General features: G+C 55.4%; 31 protein-coding genes. All 31 read left to right on the top strand.

The window, feature by feature from the left end:
• The first annotated feature begins 1 nt into the window (after position 1).
• The 31 genes from ABUA09_RS04025 (at position 2) to ABUA09_RS03875 (ending at position 23,047) form a co-directional block, all read left to right on the top strand.
• Entirely contained in the window at positions 2-1,132 is a 1,131-nt protein-coding gene (locus ABUA09_RS04025; protein ID WP_006874036.1) for a DUF6329 domain-containing protein, read from the top strand.
• A 75-nt stretch (positions 1,133-1,207) separates the two neighbouring features.
• Positions 1,208-1,732 carry an LPD28 domain-containing protein gene (locus tag ABUA09_RS04020; RefSeq protein ID WP_227127589.1) on the top strand — a complete coding sequence of 175 codons (525 nt, stop codon included), beginning with the start codon at positions 1,208-1,210 and terminating at the stop codon, positions 1,730-1,732.
• 6 nt (positions 1,733-1,738) lie between these two features.
• Positions 1,739-2,545: a hypothetical protein gene (locus ABUA09_RS04015; protein WP_227127590.1), complete on the top strand. Its 807-nt coding sequence runs from the start codon at positions 1,739-1,741 to the stop codon at positions 2,543-2,545.
• A complete protein-coding gene (locus ABUA09_RS04010; RefSeq protein WP_006874034.1) occupies positions 2,546-3,541 on the top strand; it encodes a DUF4314 domain-containing protein in 996 nt (331 codons plus the stop codon).
• Positions 3,542-3,558: 17 nt separating this feature from the next.
• Positions 3,559-4,557, top strand: coding sequence for a hypothetical protein (locus tag ABUA09_RS04005; RefSeq protein WP_006874033.1), 999 nt, complete (start codon positions 3,559-3,561; stop codon positions 4,555-4,557).
• A 391-nt stretch (positions 4,558-4,948) separates the two neighbouring features.
• Complete coding sequence (locus ABUA09_RS04000; protein ID WP_006874031.1) at positions 4,949-6,127, top strand: hypothetical protein; 1,179 nt, start codon at positions 4,949-4,951, stop codon at positions 6,125-6,127.
• 3 nt (positions 6,128-6,130) lie between these two features.
• Complete coding sequence (locus tag ABUA09_RS03995) at positions 6,131-7,168, top strand: hypothetical protein (protein ID WP_006874030.1); 1,038 nt, start codon at positions 6,131-6,133, stop codon at positions 7,166-7,168.
• 174 nt (positions 7,169-7,342) lie between these two features.
• Positions 7,343-7,675 (top strand): hypothetical protein, encoded by a 333-nt coding sequence (locus ABUA09_RS03990; RefSeq protein ID WP_006874028.1) that lies wholly within the window; start codon positions 7,343-7,345, stop codon positions 7,673-7,675.
• An 8-nt stretch (positions 7,676-7,683) separates the two neighbouring features.
• Positions 7,684-8,520, top strand: a complete 837-nt coding sequence (locus tag ABUA09_RS03985; RefSeq protein ID WP_006874027.1) for a DNA adenine methylase — start codon at positions 7,684-7,686, stop codon at positions 8,518-8,520.
• A complete protein-coding gene (locus ABUA09_RS03980; protein WP_227123568.1) occupies positions 8,504-8,929 on the top strand; it encodes a hypothetical protein in 426 nt (141 codons plus the stop codon). The genes ABUA09_RS03985 and ABUA09_RS03980 overlap by 17 nt, the downstream gene beginning before the upstream one ends.
• Positions 8,930-8,942: 13 nt before the next feature.
• Entirely contained in the window at positions 8,943-9,485 is a 543-nt protein-coding gene (locus tag ABUA09_RS03975; RefSeq protein ID WP_006874025.1) for a hypothetical protein, read from the top strand.
• Positions 9,478-9,897: a hypothetical protein gene (locus ABUA09_RS03970; RefSeq protein ID WP_006874024.1), complete on the top strand. Its 420-nt coding sequence runs from the start codon at positions 9,478-9,480 to the stop codon at positions 9,895-9,897. The genes ABUA09_RS03975 and ABUA09_RS03970 overlap by 8 nt, the downstream gene beginning before the upstream one ends.
• Positions 9,898-9,907: 10 nt before the next feature.
• On the top strand, positions 9,908-10,639 hold the full coding sequence (locus ABUA09_RS03965) for a DUF3849 domain-containing protein (RefSeq protein ID WP_006874023.1): 732 nt from the start codon (positions 9,908-9,910) through the stop codon (positions 10,637-10,639).
• A 23-nt stretch (positions 10,640-10,662) separates the two neighbouring features.
• Positions 10,663-11,214, top strand: coding sequence for a YodL domain-containing protein (locus ABUA09_RS03960; protein ID WP_006874022.1), 552 nt, complete (start codon positions 10,663-10,665; stop codon positions 11,212-11,214).
• A 54-nt stretch (positions 11,215-11,268) separates the two neighbouring features.
• Positions 11,269-11,664 carry a SpoVG family protein gene (locus ABUA09_RS03955; protein ID WP_006874021.1) on the top strand — a complete coding sequence of 132 codons (396 nt, stop codon included), beginning with the start codon at positions 11,269-11,271 and terminating at the stop codon, positions 11,662-11,664.
• A 52-nt stretch (positions 11,665-11,716) separates the two neighbouring features.
• A complete protein-coding gene (locus tag ABUA09_RS03950; RefSeq protein ID WP_006874020.1) occupies positions 11,717-11,980 on the top strand; it encodes a DUF6133 family protein in 264 nt (87 codons plus the stop codon).
• 6 nt (positions 11,981-11,986) lie between these two features.
• Positions 11,987-12,406: a prepilin peptidase gene (locus ABUA09_RS03945; RefSeq protein ID WP_006874019.1), complete on the top strand. Its 420-nt coding sequence runs from the start codon at positions 11,987-11,989 to the stop codon at positions 12,404-12,406.
• Positions 12,407-12,411: 5 nt separating this feature from the next.
• Positions 12,412-12,540 (top strand): hypothetical protein, encoded by a 129-nt coding sequence (locus ABUA09_RS03940; protein ID WP_006874018.1) that lies wholly within the window; start codon positions 12,412-12,414, stop codon positions 12,538-12,540.
• A 47-nt stretch (positions 12,541-12,587) separates the two neighbouring features.
• Positions 12,588-13,433, top strand: coding sequence for a Flp pilus assembly protein CpaB (gene cpaB / locus ABUA09_RS03935; protein ID WP_055244980.1), 846 nt, complete (start codon positions 12,588-12,590; stop codon positions 13,431-13,433).
• A complete protein-coding gene (locus tag ABUA09_RS03930) occupies positions 13,433-14,248 on the top strand; it encodes a CpaE/TadZ family protein (protein WP_006874016.1) in 816 nt (271 codons plus the stop codon). The genes cpaB and ABUA09_RS03930 overlap by 1 nt, the downstream gene beginning before the upstream one ends.
• Positions 14,242-16,035, top strand: coding sequence for a CpaF/VirB11 family protein (locus ABUA09_RS03925; RefSeq protein WP_006874015.1), 1,794 nt, complete (start codon positions 14,242-14,244; stop codon positions 16,033-16,035). The genes ABUA09_RS03930 and ABUA09_RS03925 overlap by 7 nt, the downstream gene beginning before the upstream one ends.
• Positions 16,032-16,961: a type II secretion system F family protein gene (locus tag ABUA09_RS03920; protein ID WP_006874014.1), complete on the top strand. Its 930-nt coding sequence runs from the start codon at positions 16,032-16,034 to the stop codon at positions 16,959-16,961. The genes ABUA09_RS03925 and ABUA09_RS03920 overlap by 4 nt, the downstream gene beginning before the upstream one ends.
• Positions 16,958-17,278, top strand: a complete 321-nt coding sequence (locus ABUA09_RS03915) for a hypothetical protein (protein ID WP_006874013.1) — start codon at positions 16,958-16,960, stop codon at positions 17,276-17,278. The genes ABUA09_RS03920 and ABUA09_RS03915 overlap by 4 nt, the downstream gene beginning before the upstream one ends.
• A 106-nt stretch (positions 17,279-17,384) precedes the next feature.
• Positions 17,385-18,257, top strand: coding sequence for a type II secretion system F family protein (locus ABUA09_RS03910; RefSeq protein WP_006874012.1), 873 nt, complete (start codon positions 17,385-17,387; stop codon positions 18,255-18,257).
• 15 nt (positions 18,258-18,272) lie between these two features.
• A complete protein-coding gene (locus ABUA09_RS03905) occupies positions 18,273-18,626 on the top strand; it encodes a DUF3848 domain-containing protein (RefSeq protein WP_006874011.1) in 354 nt (117 codons plus the stop codon).
• Positions 18,623-19,018 carry a DUF4320 family protein gene (locus ABUA09_RS03900; RefSeq protein WP_154250560.1) on the top strand — a complete coding sequence of 132 codons (396 nt, stop codon included), beginning with the start codon at positions 18,623-18,625 and terminating at the stop codon, positions 19,016-19,018. The genes ABUA09_RS03905 and ABUA09_RS03900 overlap by 4 nt, the downstream gene beginning before the upstream one ends.
• Positions 19,015-19,560 (top strand): TadE/TadG family type IV pilus assembly protein, encoded by a 546-nt coding sequence (locus tag ABUA09_RS03895; protein WP_006874009.1) that lies wholly within the window; start codon positions 19,015-19,017, stop codon positions 19,558-19,560. The genes ABUA09_RS03900 and ABUA09_RS03895 overlap by 4 nt, the downstream gene beginning before the upstream one ends.
• A 196-nt stretch (positions 19,561-19,756) precedes the next feature.
• Complete coding sequence (locus tag ABUA09_RS03890; RefSeq protein WP_006874008.1) at positions 19,757-20,314, top strand: DUF6550 family protein; 558 nt, start codon at positions 19,757-19,759, stop codon at positions 20,312-20,314.
• Positions 20,315-20,381: 67 nt separating this feature from the next.
• Positions 20,382-22,079, top strand: a complete 1,698-nt coding sequence (locus ABUA09_RS03885; RefSeq protein ID WP_006874007.1) for a DUF8193 domain-containing protein — start codon at positions 20,382-20,384, stop codon at positions 22,077-22,079.
• Positions 22,080-22,094: 15 nt separating this feature from the next.
• Positions 22,095-22,568: a hypothetical protein gene (locus ABUA09_RS03880; RefSeq protein WP_006874006.1), complete on the top strand. Its 474-nt coding sequence runs from the start codon at positions 22,095-22,097 to the stop codon at positions 22,566-22,568.
• Positions 22,569-22,582: 14 nt separating this feature from the next.
• Complete coding sequence (locus ABUA09_RS03875; RefSeq protein ID WP_006874005.1) at positions 22,583-23,047, top strand: hypothetical protein; 465 nt, start codon at positions 22,583-22,585, stop codon at positions 23,045-23,047.
• Positions 23,048-23,152: the final 105 nt, after the last annotated feature.

The raw sequence follows: 23,152 nt of genomic DNA, 5'->3' as shown, positions 1-23,152 counted from the left end.
GATGATTCTGTTGACTCTGAGCCGGGGAAAAGGAGAAGAAACTGTCCGTCTGCAACTGCCCGCCAGTCCCGCTGAGATTGGGGAGACATTTGCCTTCCTGGACAGAATCAGCCTCGATACCACAGCCACCGCCATCCTGGATGTGAGCAGCAATGTACCGGTCCTTTACCGATGCCTGTACGATGTGGATGTAGAAGATTCGGAGCAGTTTCAAAAACTACAAAAACTGGCGGAACGCACAGAGGCACTTTCTCCGGCGAAAGCCGCCATCTTTTCCGGGGCATTGGATGCGGAGTGTGTCTGGAACTTGGAGGGGGCCCTTACTGTGGCGGACAGGCTGGATGAGTATATGCTCGTCAACAATGTGTCGTCTGATTCAGAATTGGGCATCTACCTTGTGAACAAAGGGATCACACCATTTCCGGATCGCTTCAAGCCCTATATCAATTATGCCCGTGTGGGGGCTGAATATCGGGAAAAGCATGGAGGAGAATATTCCAGCGGCAATTATGTGCAGAAAAAGACACCTGAACTTTTGGAGAACGAGAGATTGGACGGCGTTTTCCGGATATGGATGGAAAACCCCTGCCCTGTTCGTGTACAGAGCGAAACAGCGCAGATCACTCTGCCTGCGACCTTTGAGCAATTGGAGAGCGCCAGACAACTTCTGGGAGTGGACAGCCTCAATATGGCGAAACTCACTCGGGTGGAGGCCCTGCGGCCTTATCTGGGGGAATATCTTCCTCTCCAGGGGATGGATCTGAGACTGGAGCAATTGGACGAGTTGGCGGAAAATATCCGGATAATGGATCAGGAGGATGGCGCATTGCTGAAATACCTCTCTGTCCTTGAGGTGGAACAGCCGGCAACGCTCCAGGAGGCTTTGAGGTTTTCCATCGAACTGGATGACTACGAGCGTGTACCGGACGATCCGGAGGAATATGGCAAGCAGGTGTTGGAGCGGATCGGGGCGGACGAGGAGCTGATCTCTACCCTCGATGGCTTTACGGATTTCGAAGCAATGGGCAACTTTTATATGCGGGAGGATGGTGTGAGAAGGACCGAATTTGGCCTGCTCCGAAAGCTCAGTGATCCGTTCCCTGAAGTACAAGATGGGTTGCAGATGCATTAATCCCTGTACGCAGATACAAGATACGCTGTGGAACCAGCACGAGTGGGAAAACACTGTGAATATGGGAGGGATTAAATGAGCATTAACATCTGGACAGACTCCATGCAACACGCAGCGTTGCTTGGAAAACCTGTGCTGTTCACCAACTGGCTGATTCAGCGGGATATCATTCCTGATGGGTGGTACTGCTATGACCTGCGGGGGACACATAAATCTCCCAGCACCCGAACCACTCTGGTGGATCATGCCGCTGACTATCATGCAGGAACCGTACTTTCTCCAATCCCTTTAAAGCATGAAGGTACTGCTTCGCGCCGGGTCAACGGCACATTTTATCTGCTGGGAGAAGAAATGACGCTGGAGCAGTTTTGCGAGGAGCATGATCTGGCCTACCCCCAGGATAATCGTGAGTTTGTACTGCGCCCCGCCTCCCTGGATGAGGTGGGGCTGTTCTATTCCGAAGAAAAGCTGGACGAGGCACTGGGTACTGTAGGCCACCTCCGCATGGATTTCGGCCATGGTGAGAAGGAGTTCTGGCACACCTGGTGGCCCCATAACGAGGATAGGTTCAACACCCCGGAGTTCAAAGAGGTGCTGTAGCGATTTGTGGACGACCTGCGTCAGACTGGACTCCTGAAGAATCTGGGGGCCATGGACGCCTACTGCTGGCAGCATGGCGGCTCCATCACAGAGGACCGCAGGAGTTATGGCTATATTGCGGAAACAGAAAATTACCGTTTCTGTCTACGCTGTACTCCCTTTCCCGGCGAGTATCAGGGGTACCTCTATTGCTATGATCTTTGCCAGCAGGAGATGTACCGACAGGAACACCCTGTGGTAGGTCGGGTAACCTTCGCCAGCGGCGAACAGCAGGAGTTCACGGATTCCAAGGCGTTGCTCCAGGCCATCCGGGAGGAACTGCCCTTCCGCAGCACAACCGGCTTCCGCTTTGAAACGCTGACAGACGATCCGGAGGTCAAAAAAGCGGTAGACGATATCCTGTTGGATTTTGCCGGTGAGGACAATTCACGCCGTACCTGCAACTATGGACTGACTGAAACTGGGAAGCAGGCTCTTAGGAAAGCCGCAGATCCCAGCATTCCCCACACCTATGCCTGGTTTGTCATGGCGGACACCAATACCCCGCAGGAGATAATCAGGCAAGATCTGACTCTGGAGGAAGCAATCCAAATCTACCAGGACAGCAATACCAGTGAGAAACGGCTGGGCGTTATTAAGGACGGTATCGCCACAGTGGACTTTGTTCATTTCCAGAGCGGTGAACAGCAATTCTTTACGGATCACGAAAAACTGGAAAGCTTCCGGTCGGACCTCGTGGTGGCGGAGGCGATGGAACGGCTCTATCAACAATTAAATCAGCCGGATATTGGGATTAGAATGGGAGAGATGTAAATGCAAAGCGTACCGAGAGAGTGGCTGGACTTCTTGCGGCAGCAGTTCCCCAAGGATTCCCGCATCCAACTCACAGAGATAGGCGGTAATCCCCGGCCCATTTCCCCCGGCAGTACCGGGAAACTGGATTATATCGACGATGCCGGGCAATTCCATGTAAAGTGGGACAATGGATGTACCTTGGCTCTGGTGCTGGGAGAAGACCGATTCTCGGTCTATCTGCCAGAGCCTCAGACATTCAAATTGTATATGCCGCTCACAGCGGACTTCTATGGACGGGACGAGTGGGGGGATATGTCAGAGGACGGTGAGGAGTGGGATGGCCACACCCTCATGGATTATGAGGGACAAATTCTGTCCGCTCTGGTAAAAAACCGGGTACCAGAGGAAAACGAGAGCGGCCTCATGCGCTGGTACGGTGAGGACGACAGTGTAGATCACAAGGTCCGCTCGGCGGTGTTTACTGTTGAGGTCAGGAATCGCCAGCTCTGGGGCGTAGCGGAGTGCCGGGTGGCCGGAGAGCTGACTCCGGAAGAGCTTACCATCTTAAAAGAGTACCTGGGTGGACAAGCCTCTGACGGATGGGGCGAAGGCTTCGAGCAGCGCCCCATCGAGGTGGACGGCGGCGAGCTGTATGTCCATCTGTGGCAGCCTGATGATTGGAGCATCCAAACCGAACAGGAACGGTTTGCCCCCAAGGTGGCCGAGGGGTTGCCGGAACTGTGCTTCTCCACCCTGCGGACCACCGGACAGCTTATCTGCATCAAACGGGGTGAAACTGGCTACTACCCCTCCGACTGGGATACCGGCGACAAGGAAGGGAATGTGGAACTGGCGGATGAGTTGAACGAAGACCTGGGCGTCACCCCCATCCAGCGGCAAGCTATGGAGATAGGAAGCATGGCTGGGTGGGATGTGCCTGGTGCTGACCCCAAACACTATGAAGAGTCATACTCGGGACAGACAAGTTGTGCAAACTTTGAGCAGAAACAGTAAAATGGGAGGATTTTGTAATGTCGCAGCAAAAGCAGGCCCCACTTCCCCGGCAGGAGTTTCAAGAGTGGCTGGAAAATGCCGCTGTGCCAGTTTTAGTTCTGCAAAAGGGCAAGCATTTGGGCTCAGTAGTGAAAGTTCCCGCAACGCCAGAGATTGATTACCTCTTTGGATGCGAAACATTTTATGGAGAGAGGATCAGCTGGAGCGACCGTTTGGAGTTCTGCGGCCTGTACGACCGGCAACACCAGGCGCTCCATCTTCTGGATGACCCCCTTCCCAACTTTGTCTCCGGACTGACGGAAGAAGAATGCCAGGATTCTACGGCGTTTGGGAAGCGCATCGCTCAGGAGGTCGACCGCTATGTTGAGGCGGCCATTTCCAATGAGCGAAGTCGCCTCTCTGTCAGGGAACTCACCAGTGAGAGGAACATCAATTCATACCGGTATTACAAGGGAACCGAGGCAGGGCGGGAGGCAGCTTCCCTCGTTTTTTCTGGGGAGAAACCCGATGTACAGTTTCACAGTGAGTATTATACATCCTTGACAGAAGACACCCTGCTCTCCTACCTCAAATCCCCGGAGGATTATATAAAAACAACTGCGGAACAGTACATGCGGGACAACCAGGAGGAATTTCTGGCGCAGTTTCTAAAGAAGGATGCGTTGCTGGCAGAGTATCAGATGCTCAGCCAGGACAGCGATGCACCGGTCTATCGGATGCGGGCGATTACAGATGCCCTCCAAAAAAGTGGCGCAAAGACGGTCAATGTCACGGTACAGAAGGACGGAGTGGAACTGACCTTCAAAACATCGGCTGAATCCCTGAAAGGGCTGAAGTCTCAGTATTCCACATGGTACATTGCTCCGTCAGACCGCCTGCAGTTCAGGCATCTTTTTGGCGCTGGCTCCGACTACTCCGCAGAGGATATCATCCGCATCGCTTATGGCCGAAGCACACTCTATGAGGCCCCTTCCGCTCCTGCAGAAGATATTGAGATGCAGGGAATGAGTTTATAGAAAGAGGCGTATAAAATGGATCTTGATGGGAGAACGCGGCAGTTTTTTTCGGTATTGTCGGAGCGGTTAAAGGAAAAGGGCTTCTCCTCACGAATTGCCGATGACGGATGCCTGGCAGTGAAATCGAAAAAGATGCGAGGCAAAGAGCAGACACAGTGCTCTGTGGGAAAGGATGGCGAAGTATACTGCCGCTCCGTGGATTTTGCGAATATTTCTCGGAAAAGAGACTTGGAATCCATATTGGAAACCGTAAACGAAGTTCACTCAGACATGGAACCGCCCGAGGCTCCTGAGCAAGAGTCTACACAGGGAGGGATTACTCTTAGATAAGACAATTTTCGAGGTGGAGATCAGCAACAGTGGACCTAAATCTTATGAGACGGCCACGGTAATGAAAATGCCAGCATCCTTTGCGGAGTTCAGCGACGCACTCCAAAAGGCGAGAATCAAAGACGGTAGCTTCTGCAAAAATGAGCTAACCTGCATCCATTACAATGGCCTCACGCATGCCATGATTGGGTGGAATGCTAATCTATACGACCTAAACCTGTTTGCCCAGCGATTGGCCTCACTGACAGAGGAGCAGAAAAAAGGGATGGATGCTCTTTTGAAAATCAAGCAGAATCACCGCGTCGCTCCCATTCCGCTGAACCAATTGATTAACCTGACCTACAATACCGATATCTGCTGTTTTGCGCCCCGAGTTTCCAATCATGAAGAACTGGGGGCGTTTTTATACGCAAATGAAATGCTCTCAAATGAGGCTATGGCTCTGCTTGACACCACAGAGGAGGGCAGCGGCTTTCAAGAAAGACTGCTGGAACTGTTGGGAGAACAGCATCAGGAGGATCATGGCGGCGTGTTCACCGACTTCGGCTATGCGGAACTGGGTGGAGAAATCAAGGACATCTATGTGTGCCAGTCCAATGAAACGGCTTGCTTCCATCGCTCCGATGCTCCGGTGATGCTGGAGGTGCGTAAGGGATTTTTCAATGACCCAAGCTATGATAACGACAAAACCGCAGTGCTGAATCTTCCCGCAGCGGATGCCGGTATATGGAGAGCGGTGGAAAAAGTAGATGCCGCCTCAGTGGATGAATGTGCATTCCGCTGTGTGGATTGCCTGATCCCCTTCCTGCGAGATGCTATCAACAACGCTATCGACGATGAGGATGGCATTGAACAGGCCGACGAATTTGCCAAGCGGTTGGCTCAAATAGAACGGGAGTGGCCCGAATCGGATATGGTCAAGTATAAGGCGCTTTTATCCGTGGTTGACCACCCCAGTCTGCAGGACGCCACACGGTTGATGGGCGAGATTGACCAGTACGAACTCCGTCCCGAGGTAGCGCAGACCTGGGGCTATGCGGAGATGATGTTCCGTGAGAAGTATTCTGCTTTACCAGAGGAGCTGTTCCAGACCCCGCAGGCGGCCCAGATCGGCCAGAAGATGCTGGATGACCGGCTGGGGGTTATCACAGAGTATGGTCTGATCCGCAGAAAGGACGGCCAGCCTCTCCCGGTATTTCAGCCGGAACAGGAAATAGGACAAGGACTGGAGATGATGTGAGCGATGTCAGATCAAAACGCCGCCCTCTTTGACAAGCTGGACGGCTTCTATGTTACAAAATCGGAGCATGACTGGCTGGAGCGGCGCTTTTCCAATATGACAGAGAAAGAAAAGATCCTGTTCCAAGGGGCGATGGAGTTGGAGAAGCCCCAAGAGATCGGCCATGTGATGCGGATTGCGTCCCAACTGGACTGTTACGACCTCTTCTATGGCGCGGGAGACGAGGCCGCGCTTGGAAAATTTGTCATGGAGAGCATAGAGTGTTCCTCGGATGCCGCCCGTCCATTCCTGAATGCGGAGCATTTGGGGGCCGCCTACCACCAGTCGCAGAATGGAGCCTTTTGTAACGGTCACTATGTGCGGAACATCAAACTGGCAGATCCCTTCGTAGAGGAAGATCCCACCCTCCAGCCGGTCGCCGGTGACTATGCCATACGAGTTAAACTGGCCAGCCGGAGCAATATGGAGGGGATTTGGGTTGGCTTCCCGGATTCCGGCGAGTATATCGACTCAAACCATCCGGACGAACTCCTGCTGGGGCTGGACTCGCTACAGGCAGAGAGCCTCAGCGAGTGCATCGCGCTGGAGGTGGACTGCTGCCTGCCCCAGCTGACGGGTATTCTCGACCAGTACGACTCAGCCAGCGAACTGGTTCGCCATGCCATTGACTTCGGTTATGTTTGGGCGGAACAGGGTCAGGGGGCACCCCACTGGTTGGACAAATGGCAGGCGGTGCTGGAGCTGGAGGACTGCCACCGGCTGGATTTGGCTCTGGATCTCGCCCAGAATCTCCAGCACTATGAGTTCTTCCCCCGCGGCATGGACTTGGCCGCATACGGGCGGGAACTTGCGGTCCGAAACGGCGTGATCCCGCCCAGCAGACTGATAACAGACGCCTTTGACGGGGCTGCCTACGCAGAGGCCAATATGGGTCAATATGGCCTCTCGACCACCGACCACGGCTATGTAGCCTGGAACGGTGGAGAGCGCCGGTATGAGTATAGCCAGCCTGAGCACCACAGTCCCGCTCTGTCAATATAGCCGATCTATTGCCAAGTCACAAAAACCGCATCTGTCCGCTGCGGGAGCTGGGGGTGATTCGATGAAGTAAAAACAGGATATAGAATATGACACAGGGGCCGTTTTCCGAAAGGGGAAAACGGCCCCTTCTTTTTATGCCCTTTTTCGGAAAACAGGCCCGGAAAGGAGGCATTCATGGAGAAAGAACGGCTGGCGGAATATCTGGAGCAGTACCACATGGGAGCTCTCAACGCCGCCACCAGCCGGGAGTTGGAACTGACCTTCGGCATCAAAGGGATTCAGGTTCGACACATGGTCAATGCCCTGCGGCGGGATGGCGTCCCCATCGCCAGCAACGGGAGTGGATACTTCTATGCCGCCACGGACCAGGAGGTGCGGGCCACCATCGCCCATCTGACCAGGCGGATCAGCGGAATCGCGGCCGCCATCCGGGGACTGGATCGGACTCTGGAGCGAGAGGATACCGCACAGACCCGCCTGCCGCTGGATGGGGGTGATACGCCCTGAACAGTTTCATGTCCTGGATTGGAGGCAAGAAGGCCCTGCGGGAGTTGATCGTCCGGCTGTTCCCCCTCTACTATGAGCGGTACATTGAGGTGTTCGGCGGCGGGGGCTGGGTACTGTTCCACAAGCCTCCCGGCAACGACTTTGAGGTCTACAATGACTTCAACGGCCTGTTGGTCAACCTGTACCGCTGTGTGCGGGACAAACCGGAGGAACTGATGGAGGCTCTGCGGTATGTACTCAACGCACGGGAGGACTTTGACCGCATCCGCTCCGCCTTGGCGCGGGACAGCCCCGCCAGCGATGTCCAACGGGCGGCATGGTTCTATCAGCTCATCCGCTACAGCTACGCCTCCGGGCTGACCAGTTTTGGCAGCCAGCCCCACGATATGCGTAGCAACTTTTCGCTCATCGAGCAGGCCCACCGGAGGCTTGCCAAGGTGGTTATTGAGAACAAGGACTTTGAAAAACTGCTCCATCAATATGACCGGCCAGTGAGCTTTTTCTATCTCGACCCGCCCTACCATGCCACCGAGGGGTATTACCAGAACATTGGTGAAGACGGTTTCACCGAAGCCGACCACATCCGCCTGCGGGACGCCCTGATGCGGATCGAGGGCAAATTCCTGCTCTCCTACAACGACGACGCCTTTGTCCGCGGGCTGTACGACAGGCCAGGCATCTACCTCATGGAAACCACCCGTATCAACAACATCAAGCAGAGGTACGACAATGGGGCTCAGTTCCCGGAACTGCTTATCGCCAACTATGACCTGCGGGAGCGGAGCCGGGCGGTTCCCTCTCAAATGACGCTGTTTGACTGGAACGGGGGTGAGGCAATTGGATGAACAGCTCTCTGAACTGGAAAAGCTCCAGCAGGCGGCTCAGCTGATTGAGGAAATGAGTCAGGGCCGCCTTCAGGTCTGCCCCAGCGTAGTGGGTCAGGTCTATATCCGCCCGCAACACGATTCCAACTTGGGAATGGATATGCGGATCGACAGCATCCCCGGCCAGCCGCATTACCGAATCACCTTTACCGTGCAGCTCCGCCGGATGGGGACGGATATGGTTGCGGACGATCTTCGGGCACTGCTGTCCGAGGTTGGCCAGACCTATGCGCTGATGGCCGCCCTTGAAGCAAGACGCTATACGCCGACAGGAGAAGATCTGACAGCCTTCCGGGACGGGCTGGCTGCCCAACAAGGACAGGAATGGCCGGGAGCATCCAATCCAGCCCGTTCTACAATTTCAATGTAATAAGGAGAAGAAGATGAAATTCAACAAACAGATAAACAATGGTACTCTTTTGATTCCCGGCGGAGCGTTCAAGATCAGTGGCTTTGAGGGCGGAGAAAAGGTCGAGATCCACACGCTGGACAGCGCGGTGGTCGTTCTGAAAAAGCAAATGACCACCATGGAACTGATCCAGGCGATGGATGCCCTGCACCGGCTGGCCACGGAGCTCACCGTCCATCTGGCCAGAGTCTGTGGCACCTGTGATGACTGCGAGGATGGCTGCCCATTCGATGATCTGGAGGACGGCATGCTGGAACTGCCAGACTACCTGCGGGAAGAAGCCGGCATCCCTGCCGGGGCCAAGCTCTGTGTCTATGTGGATGACGAAGAAAAGACCGTCACCATTGCCGAGGCCGGATATGACCATGACCTGCGGGATGTGCCTCCCTACCTGCTGGAGATGCTGGGTGAAGCCGGAATCTGCCTGGGCGAGCTGGAGGAACAGCTGATGGTGGGGAATCTCATCTACGGAGAACGCACCGCATGCAATGGGCAGGAGGAACACGGCGATGAGTAAGATCCATACAACGGTTCGGGTCGGTGTAGACGGGTCTCTGACCCTGCCTGCATTTTTCATGCGCGGAATGGGCTATGAGCCGGGGGAAGAAGTTCCCATCACCACCCCAGCGAACCAGTACATCTGCGACTGTGACGCAAACAGACTCCTGGTGACCAGAACCTGTGACGACGCTGAGTGTACCGGATACACCAGCAGCGGTATGGAACTCAATCTGCCCGCCGCACTGTTATCCGAGGCATCTATCCCCGTGGGAGAAGAAGTCGCGGTTCTGGCCGCGGATGGAGCGCTCATCATCGTCCCCTCAACGGAGGAACTGCGGGAGCTTTCGGTGGAGCTTTGCTGCCTGCTCAATGAGCTGGGCATCAGCCCGCTGACGATCCCCCCAGCGGGCAAATGGCGCCTGCCGTAAAGGAGGCAAGATGGAACAGGATATCTACCTCTATCCCGGCTCACAGTCAGAGGCCCACAGACTTGGGGAAGCTGCGCTCTGGGATGCAAGTTTCCACGCCAATGTATCCTGTGCGCGGGACATCGAAGCCGTCATCCGCGTCTATGGCGACGGCCGCAGCGCATTAAAGCCGGAAGCATCCCAAATGGTGCTGAAACGGTGGGGCTTCAAGCGGACCAATTTCGTCCTGGCCAACACGATAGAAAGGCTGGGGCCTTACAAGGAGCAGCTCAGCGCGGAAAACCAAGAATGGCAAAAGAAAGCCTATGTCCCACCCGATGATGCCCATAACCGTTATTTTGAAGTGGACACCGCCCTGGCGTATCTGGACGCATTTATCAGTCAAGTGAGGGAGGCATACGGCAAGCTGGAACTATTTGGGCCGGAGCACTGCGAACCCAACTCCTATGAATCTCTGGACTATGAGGGCCGGGTGTTGGTGCTCAGTCCAGACACCCTCAAGGAGTCCTGCTGGACGCCCCAGAACCAGCTCTGGCTGGCCCATGACGGCTTTGGATGCAGCCCCCACGCTGTCGGTCGGTCTATCCGCTGTACCTGCCTGGGCGATGGAGAGCAGACCAGATGGAACCGCACAGACTTCACCGGCGTTCTGAAAGAGGAATTCCTCCCCGGCTGGGCCAGAGAAAAGCTGGAGGAGTTTCAAGGGCAGAACGCAGGCATGGGAGGGATGGAAATGACTTAACCGCAGAAAGGAGATATGCCGCCATGCGAAGTGTGGAAATGAAAAATCGATGTCTGCTCTACTATGGGAATCCAGTGGGCTACAGGACAGAACAAGGAGTGGTGGCGGACTCCATGTTCCGCCGTGAGGAGTTGGAGGACTGGCTGGCAAGGAAGGGGCTGGCTGTCCGGTGGGAGGACGGCATCTATGACCGTCTCTCCAGCGGTGGATACCAGAAGGCAGCAGACAACGGGCCAGCCCTGAAATCCTGCCGTATCTGGCAGCTCGGCCCCTCAGCTCCCGCCGCCATGCGCTTCATTGGGCTGGACCGCATGAGTGGTGAATATGGCGGACCTGACCTTACCCGTTACCAGGCAGTGTTTGACGGCACTGTCAGCACCAACAGTCTGGATGGGATCTGGGAGGCATTCTGTCGCAGGTCCCTGGGCAGCGACGGACAGCCGCTGGCCATCTCAGACCTTGTCGAACTCTACGACGATTCCGGCAGCGAGTTCTACTATGTGGACCGCACAGCTATCGTCCCCGTCCAACTGAAAGCCCCGGAGCAGGAATCAGGCATGACCATGACCCTGTGACCCAAGAGCGGAAAAGCCACTTATTTTTTATATTCAGAAAAGGAGGAACCCACCATGGCAAAAGCGCAGACCACAAGTGAAAACCCCCAGGGAGAGGTTTCCCAGCAGGATACTCCTGTCCTTCCCATGCAGTATGATGTCCGTATCCACTCTATCCAGTTTGACGGTCCCTGCCGGGCCACCGCATCGCTGAACATCAACGGCTGTTTTGCCGTCCGGGGCGTCAAGCTCATGGAGGGCAGCAATGGGCTGTTTGTATCCATGCCCGGCCAGATCAACAGCAAGGGTGAAATCAAGGACATCTGTTTTCCGTACACACGGGAGGCACGCGCCGAACTGGAATCGGCTGTCGTGACCGCCTACCAGCAGGCACTGACGCAGGGGATGAACCGCTCTCCCCAGTCCGCGCCGGACCCCACGGCACAGCAGGCTCAGAAGATGGGTATGTGACCCACTGACCACACAACAATCAACAATCTAAAATTTTGAGGAGGAACTCTCTATGAAGAAGATGTTCAACAAGATGTCCAACACCGTAAAGACGATGACCTGCAAGGCCCACTGCGCCATGACCTGCGCCCGTGCCCACCTGTCCGCCCCTCTCTGCAACACTCGCGGCGAGGGCTACATCGACACCGCCATCAAGATCCTGATTGCCGTGGTGCTGGGCGCCCTGCTCCTGGCTGGCCTCTACACTCTGTTCGGGGACACCGTCCTGCCCACCGTGACCGAGCGCGTAGAGGAAATGTTTGACTACAAGGGCTGATACCCGGTGCAGGCGTTCCTGTTTCTCACGGCACTGGCCGCTGCCTCTGCGGTGGACTGCCGCAAGCGTACTATCCCGGATTTCCTCTGTCTTTTGACCGCCGCGGCGGGGCTGATCTCCTTCAGCCCCGCCCAGTTTTTTGGAGTGCTGGCGGCTCTGCCCCTGCTGATTGCCGCCCTGATCCGGCCGGAGTGCATGGGCGGCGGCGACATCAAACTCACTGCTGCGGCCGGCTTTGTGCTGGGCTTTTGGCGGGGGATCTGGGGGATGGCGCTGGGTCTGCTGCTGGCGGTGCTGTATTTCTGCACCGCTATGTTATTTCAAAAATTCATTCATCATCCGCTACCCGCAATGACACGGGCGGCGCTACCGCTGGGACCATTTTTATCCATCGGCTTTGCCGCACTATACTGTTTTGGAGGTTGACTGCTATGAAGAAGTTCCATGTAACGAGAAAGACTGTGCTCACCATCGTTGGCGTGACCCTGCCCCTGACGGCGGCCGCCATTCTTCTGCCCCGGTTGAAGCGGAGCAGAAGGGCCAGATCGGTCCGGGCGTAATGCCCGGACTTTCCGACCCAACATGAAATCAAGGAGGAAATGCCAGTATGAGTTTTTTGAAAAATCGCACCGTGGTCGGTGTAATCTGCATCCTGCTCTCCCTGCTGATCTGCTTCGGTCTGACCCCGCTGTTCAACCAGAGCGTCAGCCAGAAAGCTGAGATCGTGCGGGTAGTCCAGCCCATCCGGGCCGGCGATGAGATCACCGAGAGCATGGTTCAGATCGTGGAGGTGGGCGGCTATAATCTCCCAGAGGATGTCCTTCGGCAGAAAGAGAGCGTCGTGGGTAAATACGCTACTGCGGATCTGGCTGTGGGCGACTATATCATCCCTTCCAAACTCTCAGACGCCCCAGCAGCGGAAAACGCCTACCTGTACAGCCTGGACGGGAGCCAGCAGGCCATCTCCGTGTCCATCAAAAGTTTTGCGGAGGGGCTCTCCGGCAAGCTGCAGAGCGGCGACATTGTGTCGGTGATCGCCCCGGACTACAAGCAGCAGGGCCAGACCGTTGTCCCCGCTGAGCTGCAGTATGTGGAGATTATCAGTGTTACCGCCTCCTCCGGCTATGACGCCAACACCGGTGAGCCTGTGGACGAGGAGGATGACAAGGAACTGCCCGATACTGTCACCCTGCTGGTGTCCCCCGAGCAGGCCAAAGTGTTGGCCGAGCTGGAGGCCGAGGGGACCATCCATCTGGCGCTGGTCTACCGGGGCGACCGGGAGAATGCCGACAAGTTCCTGACCTCTCAAGACGAGATCATTCTGGAATTGTATCCCCCGGAGCCGGACCCCGAGGAGAAACCACAGGAGAATCCCGCAGAGTCCGAACCCGCCGCTGACTCCAGCGAAACCGCAGAAACGGAGGCGCCCGCGAAAACCGAGGAGGTGGCCTGATGCTGAACTTCAAGAAAGCGGGTATTTTTTCCCGAGGAAGTGGCCAGGAGGACGCCTGTGAGCAGGAGGATCAGAGCGGCGGGGTGCTGGCGGTGTGGGGCAGCCCCGGCAGCGGCAAGACCACCGTGGCCGTGCGGCTGGCCAAGTATCTGGCCGACAAGCGCCGGAATGTGATCCTCCTTCTCTGCGACATGACAGCCCCAATGCTTCCCTGTATCTGCCCGGCGGCAGATCTGGAGTGCGAGCGTTCCCTCGGGAGCGTGTTGGCCGCCGCCCATGTGTCGGAGAATCTGGTCAAGAACAACCTGGTCACCCACAAACGCCTGGGTTACCTCACCATGCTGGGGATGCTCAAGGGAGAGAATGAGTACACCTACCCGCCTTACAACGAGGTGCAGGCGCGGGAGCTCATCGACTGCCTGCGGGAGATCGCTCCTTATGTGGTCATTGACTGCGGCAGTTACATCGCCAACGACATCCTCTCCGCTGTGGCGCTCATGGAGGCGGATTCCGTCCTGCGGCTGGCCAACGCCGACCTCAAGAGCATCAGCTACCTGTCCAGCCAACTTCCCCTCCTGCGGGATGCCAAATGGGATACGGACAAGCAGTACAAGACCGCCAGCAATGTAAAGTCCCAGCAGGCCGGGGATCACATGAGTCAGGCGCTGGGGACAGTGGCCTTCACGCTGCCCCATTCGGCGGAGCTGGAGGGACAGTATCTGGCCGGCAACCTGCTGGCGGACCTATCCATGAAGGACAGCCGGGTATTCCGCAAGGAGATCGAGAAGATTGCCAGGGAGGTGTTTGGGTGTTAGGCGAGAAGCGAAGTCAGTCCCTGTTCGCTCCCAAAGCGTCCGCTGAGAAAGCCGCCGCAACACATATCACGACAGGTCCGGACGGGCGGAAAAAAGAACTCCCCCTCTATTTCGGCCCGGACTGCCCGGTAAGCGGCAATATGGGTCAGAATCAGCATGAAGCCGGCGTTGGAGAACCCCAGCCCGCAGATGAGCCGCTGCGTCACGCCCCAGCTGATGATGGGACAGGGGTTGAAGCTGATCCCACAGATAGCGTGAACATGGCGGAGGATCTCCCCAGGCGGTCCCTGAATACAGAGTCTGCAGGCGGCTATCGGGCGCATTCTCTCTTCTTCACCCCGGAGAATGAAGGGCAGGATTTCAACACCGTCCTGCAGGATGTGCAGGAATATATCTCCGGCAAGTATTCCGCCCTCATCACCGAGGGCGGCGATGAAGACGCCAAGGCCCAGATCAAACGGTACATCACCAAATATGTGCAGGACCGGCGCATCGCGGTCAAAGGCTATTCCGGCGACCAGCTGGTGGACGCCCTCTACACGGAGATGGCCGAGTTCGGCCTGCTCACCAAGTACATCTTCGGAACCGGCATTGAGGAGATTAATGTGAACTCTTGGCGGGATATCGAGGTGTTGTACGCCAATGGCGAAACGGTCAAGCTGGAGGAACATTTCGACAGCCCTGAACACGCCGTCAATGTGATCCGCCGTATGCTCCATGTCAGCGGTATGGTGCTGGACAATGCCAGTCCCGCCGTCCTGGGCCATCTCAGCAAGAACATCCGCATCGCGGTCCTCAAGACCCCTTTGGTGGACGAGGATGTGGGCGTCACGGCATCCATCCGTATCGTCAACCCGCAGAATATGCAGAAAGAGGACTTCGTAAAAGGTGGAACAGCCACAGGCCCCATGCTGGACTTTCTGGCCGCCTGCCTGCGTTACGGCGTTTCCGTCTGCGTTGCCGGGGCCACCGGTTCCGGCAAGACTACGGTGGCAGGCTGGCTCCTGACCACCATCCCGGACAACAAGCGTATTTTCACCATCGAGAACGGCTCCCGTGAGCTGGACCTGGTGCGGGAGAAAGATGGCCGGGTGTGCAACAGCGTCATCCACACCATCACCCGTGAGAGCGAGAACGCCAAGCAGAATATCGATCAGGATATGCTGCTGGACATGGCCCTGCGGTACCACCCCGACATCATCTGTGTGGGCGAGATGCGGTCTGCGGAGGCGTATGCCGCACAGGAGGCCGCCCGTACTGGCCACGGCGTGTTGACCACCATTCATTCCAACTCATCCCAGGCTACATGGCGGCGTATGGTCACCCTCTGCAAGCGTAAGCACGAGATGGCCGACGATACCCTCATGGATCTGGTCACCGAGGCATTCCCCATCGTGGTGTTCGCCAAGCAGCTGGAGGATAAGAGCCGTAAAATCATGGAGATCATGGAGTGTGAGATCCTGCCCACTGGGGAGCGCCGGTACAACACCCTTTATCACTTCAAAATCGAAGAAAACCGGTTGGAGGACGGCAAATACCGTATTAAGGGCCGCCACGAGGCGGTCAACCCCATCTCGGAAAGCCTGCAGAAGCGGTTCATCGACAATGGTATGCCGCAGGAGGTGCTGACTCAGCTCGTGGGCAAAAAGTCCGCTCCCTCTAAGGGTAAGTCAGGCTCCAGTCCGGCAAAGGCAGGACAGGCAACGCCCGCTCCGAAGACCAGGAGCGCACAGTCCAAGCCGCCTGCCAAACCTGAAACCGGCAAGGAAGGAGGCGAATCTGTATGAATCTGATCCAGTTGATTGCCTGTATAGGGCTGATCACAGGTTGTTTTGTCCTTTTACACATCTCCCCTATGGACTTCACTGAAGGGGTGTTCCGCAGAATCACCAGTAAGCCCAAAAGCATCCGGTCGGAGGTTAATGAGAGTACACGGCGCAAAAAGAAATCCTTTCTGCGCCGGGAAATCGAGGAGACACAGACCATTCTGCGGATGACTGGCCGGGCCGCCAAGTTTCCCATGGTGTGCGCCCTGTCCCTGCTTCTTTTTCTGGTAGGGGCCGCCTTCGCCCTGACGCTGGGCAACCTCTTCCTGGTGCCGGTGCTGGCGGTGGGCATGATGTTCGTGCCGTTCTGGTTTATCCGTCTGACCGCAAATCACTACAAAAAGAACATTGCCGCTGAACTGGAAACCGCCCTCTCTATCATCACCACAGCTTATCTCCGCAATGAGGACATCCAGACGGCAGTGGAGGAAAACATTGACTATCTCAACCCGCCCGTCCGGAGTGTGTTTGTGGAGTTTCTCACCCGGATCAAGCTGGTGGACCCCGATGTGGACGCCGCCCTCCAGGACATGGGGACGAAGATCGACAACGCCGTGTTTCGGGAGTGGGTGGCCGCTCTGCTGACCTGCCGACACGACCGGGGGCTCAAGACCATCCTGACTCCCATCGTGGCTAAACTCTCCGATATGCGGATCGTCAACGGTGAGCTGGAGAATCTGGTGTTTGAGCCCCGCAAGGAGTTTATCACCATGCAGGTGCTGGTCATCGGCAATATCCCGCTGTTGTACTGGCTCAATCAGGACTGGTACGATGTTCTGATGCACACCCCGCTGGGGCAGGCGCTGTTGGCAGCCATTGCCGCTGTGATGTTCATCAGCACCGCAGCGGTCATCAAGCTGACCCAGCCCATTGAGTATCGGAGGTGATCCTCATCAGTAACCAGGAAAAGGGCTATTTTATTACCGCAACGATCAACCATGGTTCCTATATTCCGGAGGCCCTCCATGTAGAACGCATCGATGACATGGCGCTCTATGATGGAGATTTTGAAGCAGCAAAGGCAGCGGAGCAGGATGGGGTCCGGCTCATCTATGGGATGGACGGCATCCCGGACGGTATCTATATTGACACCCCGGAAAACCGGGAGCTCATCCGAAAGGGTTTGGGACTGTATCCTGACTATCGAAACTGGCGGGATGACTTTGATCCGTCATTTGTTGCGGAGTTAGATGTGATGCAATAATGCTATAGAAAGAGTGCCTTGTAATACAGCATAAGAAGAAAAACAGGGCCGGTACACATCTGTCGTGTACTGGCTCTGTTTTTATGTGGAGGTGAACAAAACAACCATGACTTTCCTTCTGTTTTTATTTGGCATATTCCTTGCGCTGGGTATGTTTCTTTTGACGGCTGATCTGCTCAGGCTCCCCCGTCTGGCCACCCAGCGTGCCATGCTCTCGGTGGGCCGCCAGGAGAAGAAGCAGGCCCGCAGTGTGGAGGCCCTGCTCATGGGCTGGGCGATCAAGCTGGCCCCACACATCCATATGGATGAGTATAAGCGGGGCCGTCTGAAAAATACGCTGGCCGCTGCTGGGCTGAACATGACACCGGAGGAGTACACCGCCTTTGCCATGATCAAGACCGGTGCAGTGCTGCTGACGGTGATTCCGTGCCTGTTGATTTTCCCAATGTTGGCGTTGATAGTTGTTCTTCTGGCGGTGGCGGTTTATTTCAAAGAGATTCGCAGGGCGGAGGAAAAACTCTCTGCCAAGAGGGACGAGATTGAGGCGGAACTGCCCCGGTTCGTGGCCACCATCACCCAAGAACTGGCCGCCAGCCGGGATGTGCTGAGCATGATTGAGCATTATAAGCAGAATTCCGGTCCTGTTTTCTCCGCTGAACTGGATGTCCTCACCGCGGATATGCGTTCCGGCTCCTATGAGGCGGCGCTGACCCGCTTTGAGGCCCGGTTCAACTCTCCGCTGCTTTCGGACATTGTCCGCGGACTCATCGGCGTGCTGCGAGGCGACAACGGGGTCCACTACTTTCAGATGCTCAGCCACGATATGAAGCAGCTGGAACTCCAGCGCCTCAAGGCAAAGGCCATGAAAATCCCGCCTAAGATCCGTGTATTCTCCTTTGTCCTGCTCATGTGCTTCCTGGTGACTTATCTGTCCATCATCATCTACGAGATTATCCATTCCCTGGGCGGGATGTTTTAAGAGAGGAGGTGCCCAATGGACTATACAGGCAGCATCTATCGATTGATTGATCGTGCGGAAGATGAAATGAAGGAATATGCTCAAAGGGTGAAGCAGCTATCTGCCGATGAAATTTATCGCCATTCAGCTGAAACTGCGGCAAAGGAAAGCCTGCTTTCTGCTCTTATCCATGACAGTTATGAACTCGACGATGATGACTTGGATTTAATCCTTAAGCCAAAAAATCCTGTGGAAGCACTATACCAATTCCTGACAAGTGATAAAACTGATCTTTCATCGGAAAGCTCTATCTCCAGTATTTTGAGCGAATATAATGCTCAGTGTCAGGAAAGGGATCTGACTTTAGGCGAGGAGGTAACCATGTGCTGAAACGGATTTTGAGATCCCGACGCGGAGAGGGATACATCGATGTGTGCGTCCTGGTGCTCTGCGCCATGCTGGTGATCGCGCTGGCAGTGCAGGTCCTCCCAGCCTTTATTGCCAAACAGCAGCTCGATACCTTTGCCACTGAACTGGTGCGTGAGGCGGAAATCGCCGGCAGGATCGGGCCGGAAACTGACCGCCGGGAACAGGCCCTGCGGGAGCAGACCGGCCTGGACCCGGAGATTGAATGGAGCGATACCGGCCGCATCCAGCTCAACGAGGAGGTCACGGTCACGCTCACTCATGAGATCGACCTCGGTCTCTTTGCCGGCTTTGGCAGTTTCCCCATCACCCTGCGGGCAGATGCCACAGGAAAGTCGGAGGTGTACTGGAAATGAACAGACTCAGGCAGATTTTGAAAGACCGGCGCGGCGTGGCCTTCCCCCTGATTATTGCCATTGTGCTGGTGCTGGTAATGCTGATGTGCTGCATCAGCGAATATTTCCGTCTGCTCATCGTGGCCCAGGGGGTTCGGGATGCGGTGCAGGAGGCTGTGATCTCCACCGTCAACGACAACTATGACGATGTGTACCATGGCGTCCGGGAGGGCTACTCCGGCGCCTACCAGCCGTTGGCGGGAGATTTTGAGGAATCACTGGACTATGGCGATATCTATGGACGCTTGGACGATATCCTTGGGCTGACCTATCGGGGCGGCTACCATACTCAGTACACAGAGGATGGTGGGATGGAGTTCCGTGTGTGGGGCCTTGATGTGGAGATCCGCAACGCACCGTTCGCTTCCGGCGACAGCGCCGGCGACCGTTTTGTGGCGGACTGTGAAATCGAATTGGAGGTTCCAGTGTCTTTTGGAGGAGAGCTTCTGCCGCCCATGCGGATGACAGTCAAGGTCAGCGCGGGCTATGCCCCTCGGTTTTAACGCAGTTTTCAAAAAGTTTTCTATTGTCCCAATAGACTTCTCTGCCTGTTTGTGGTAGGGTTCGTGTTGACAAAGGACGGGCGGTATAGGAAAATGTAGGCAGCAGATCTTAAAGCCGAACTATCCTTGGCCGCCTGAAGTCACACAGACAGTTTGACAAGAAGCATAATCAACAGAAAAAGGAGGAATCCAAACGATGACGGAGAATACCAAGAAGTGGCTGACCGTGGCCGGATGTCTTGTGGTCTGCGCAATCCTGGTTGCTGTGATCGCAAGCAGCTTCAGCAAAGACAAGGTCACCGATGACCTGCTCCCGCCCAGCAGCTCCCAGCAGGGCGATGTAGTGGTGGACCCGGACAGCAGTACCCCGCCTCCCGCAGAATCCGGGGATGACCAGAAGCCGGGAGATAATGTGACCGTTAACCCGGAAACCCCGGATGCCAGTACCAACACCGATGATGGAAACGGCGCTGATTTTACCGGCACAGAGCAGACCATTCAGCCGGACCCGGTCAAACCGGAATATACAGAGGATGAACTGAAGGACCCCACCAAGACGCCGGATGGGACTCCGGTCGAGGGTACTCCTGAGCCGCAAGATCACAACAATGTGACGCCTCCCCCTGAACAGCCCTCCACCAACACCAGTGGCGGCCTGCCTGGTTTCGATAATGTTCCCAACGCAGGCGCAAATCAAGGTGGAAGTATCGATAGTGATGGAGATATCAATACTCAGGTTGGCATAATGGGATAAAGTAATATCGCATCTTCAAAAAGCACAGCTTTGGCTGTGCTTTTTATTTTGTGGGAAAGGAGATCAAGTGAAACGACTCTTTAACCTGTTTCTGGCCGTTGTGATGATATTTTCCTTTACTTGCATACAAGTTTATGCCGCGAATGGAACTGGCGGGTCTGGTAACATTGATGGTGGCGGCGGGAGTATGGGGGATGCGACGAGTCATGGCAGTTGGAACCCCGGAAACGAAGGGGTGCGTGTAACCGTAGTGCGGGCAAGTGACCATGCCGTTGTTACTACACCATTTGATTTGACCAACAAAACACCATCTGCAGGAATATATCATTTCGGAAAGGTCAGTAAAATCCAGTACAATAATGGTACTGGGCTCTCTCCCGTACAAGGCGGGTATAGCTATAAAAACCCTGTACAACCAATGCCTCGCATCATAAGTACAAACGGGCGTAATAACATCGAGGCCATCAAAAAGTATTTTTGTTCAGAATATGTTGTCAAGTTCATTGCGGAAGAAACTGGTATGGATTATGACACGCTCATCAGCGGCGAATACAAAATTCTGCTGGAACCCATCGCCTATTATAAGTTCCAAGGTGTCATGATTGCCACAACAGCGACAGAGGCCGCCCTTTATGACGAGGTGGTTGGAGGACAACTCCGCTATTGGATGGGATCGCTGACGGCCAAAAACCTTCCCCTGTCCATGTTTCTGGAAACCCCAGATTTAGGCTATCCCGCATGGTCCGGCCCCACCAATAAGAATGTGTCCAACTCGGACATCAAGTCCTCCCTTGGGCTTGGTATCGTCCGCTTTGAGGAGCAGCCGGAGGAGCCGGAGATCAGCACCTATGACTATGAATACCGAACCAATACCGAGGTCATCACGGCGGTAGAGGTCAGCGGTGGCCAAAGTGACCCGGATGATCCGGTCACTGTACAGTTCCATATTGATGGGACGACCTATACGGTCAGCAATGTCTACTACCCGGACGGAGATTCCCAATTGGCCTGGGTACGCTGGACTACACCGGACGAGCCGCAGGACATGACCATCGATGTGGATGTATCCGGCCCAGGATCAGCACAGGCCACCATCCACTGTAAGATCGTAGATCTGGACGAGAATCCGCCGCCCAATCCAGTAGCAGATGACCGGAACGACTCCTTCACACCCTCCCCGGTCCCAGACCGGCCGGAGAAAACCTCGGCCCAGTGGACCATTTGGGACCCATGGTGGCAGGAGTATTGGGTATGGCATGGCGATGATGAGGACGGATACTGGTGCGACCACGGCTGGTGGGAATTTGATCTGGACCGCTACAGTGCCAGCCTTTCCGCTGCTATGGAAATTACTCCAGACGAGAAGAATCCCACCGCCAGCGACAGCACCATGAAGTCCGGCTATGGGGTCAATCAGGTGGTCACCGCCAGAGTGAACAGTTCCCAGAGGTCGGCTACCACCGCCCTGCAGAATGCAGTCAGTTACTTCCCAGAGTTCAACTATGAATCCTTTTGGCGGCTATTGGATCGCATTTCCATCAGTTCCTCGTCTTCCAGGCTGGAGTTCCAGAAGAACGAGTATAGCACCTATAACCGGCGTACCCATTTCACTCCTATCTGGTACCCGGATGGCTCCTATACAGTCAACACCTGGGTCATTGACTGCTGGACCCCGGCAGGGATGCTCTCGGTCAACCTCACCGATTCACTGAATATCCGGGGCAATCTATGGGACGATTGGCATATCGCTCCGCTTGATCTATAGGCGGGAGGTGAAGCCATGGGATACATCCGACTGGATGAGCAGCCTGGCGAGGTCTACCACTACACGCACCGAAAGAATCTGGACAGCATCCTGCGGGATGGCCGAATCAGGCGTATGGGCGATAGGGAGTGCTGGTTTTGCGCCTCTTTGGAGGATACCCTGACGCTCATGCGGGCCACGGTCATGATGGAGGGAAAGCCCTACTATAAGGTGGGCGGCAGCATCGGCCGCTATCCCAAGTTTGTGCCGGAGGACTATGTGATCCTTCGGCTAAATCCCCGCTTTCAGAAAGGTGAATGGGTACAGTGGATGCAGGAGATGCCTCCAGGATCGCCGCCCGAACTGCTGAAGGCCGCCGAAACATTCAGTAACCTGAAACTGGGCTTCCGGGGAGATTTGAAGTTCCAACAGAATCCAGAGGTCATTGAAGTAGCCCCACTGGTCGAGGCTGCTCAAACGCAGTTTTTAGATATTTCTTTCTTGATGTAAAGAGGCGGTTGACAATGTGCAAAAAAGGGCTTCCGGCAGTATGGACCAAGGAGAAAATCGAAGAAGCCTTTGCGGGATTTGTAGAAAAGAACAGAAGGCTGCCAGTGGCAAGGGAAATGAAGCCTCAATATGGGCTGCCGACACGCAGAACATTTGAACGCTATATGGACACGACCGCCCAAGAGTATGCTGAACTTCGTTACCCCACGCTTCTCTCCGCAAGAGATGAGCGCCATGTTCAAACCGTCTTGGCATATCGGAACGAAGTACGTGAGTGGTCTATTGAGCGGCTTATGGAGGCGGAAAAGAACTTTTTTGCAAAATGCGGGCGGTTACCTGAACCGTATGAATACACGGCTGAGAACGGTCTGCCTATGTACTCTGTCTTCTGTAGGTTAGCAAAGGAAGCGTTTGAAGAAATAATCCGGGCTCAGTTCCTGGAAACACAGGAACTGAGTGGACCTGTGCTCACGATGTAAGCATTCACAGTAACAAAATCAGAAAAGAAACGGGCCGTGGGAAAGTGCCTCGCGGCCTGTTCGGGATAGATCATCCATCCGCGGGAACACCCCTGCGGCCTTTCT

The organism is Intestinimonas sp. RTP31139st1_F5_RTP31139_211217 (genome assembly GCF_040226735.1).
GTDB classification, from domain to species: Bacteria; Bacillota; Clostridia; order Oscillospirales; family Oscillospiraceae; genus Intestinimonas; species Intestinimonas butyriciproducens.
Note: the sequence above shows the minus strand (reverse complement) of the source record. Positions and strands in the feature narration are given on the sequence as shown.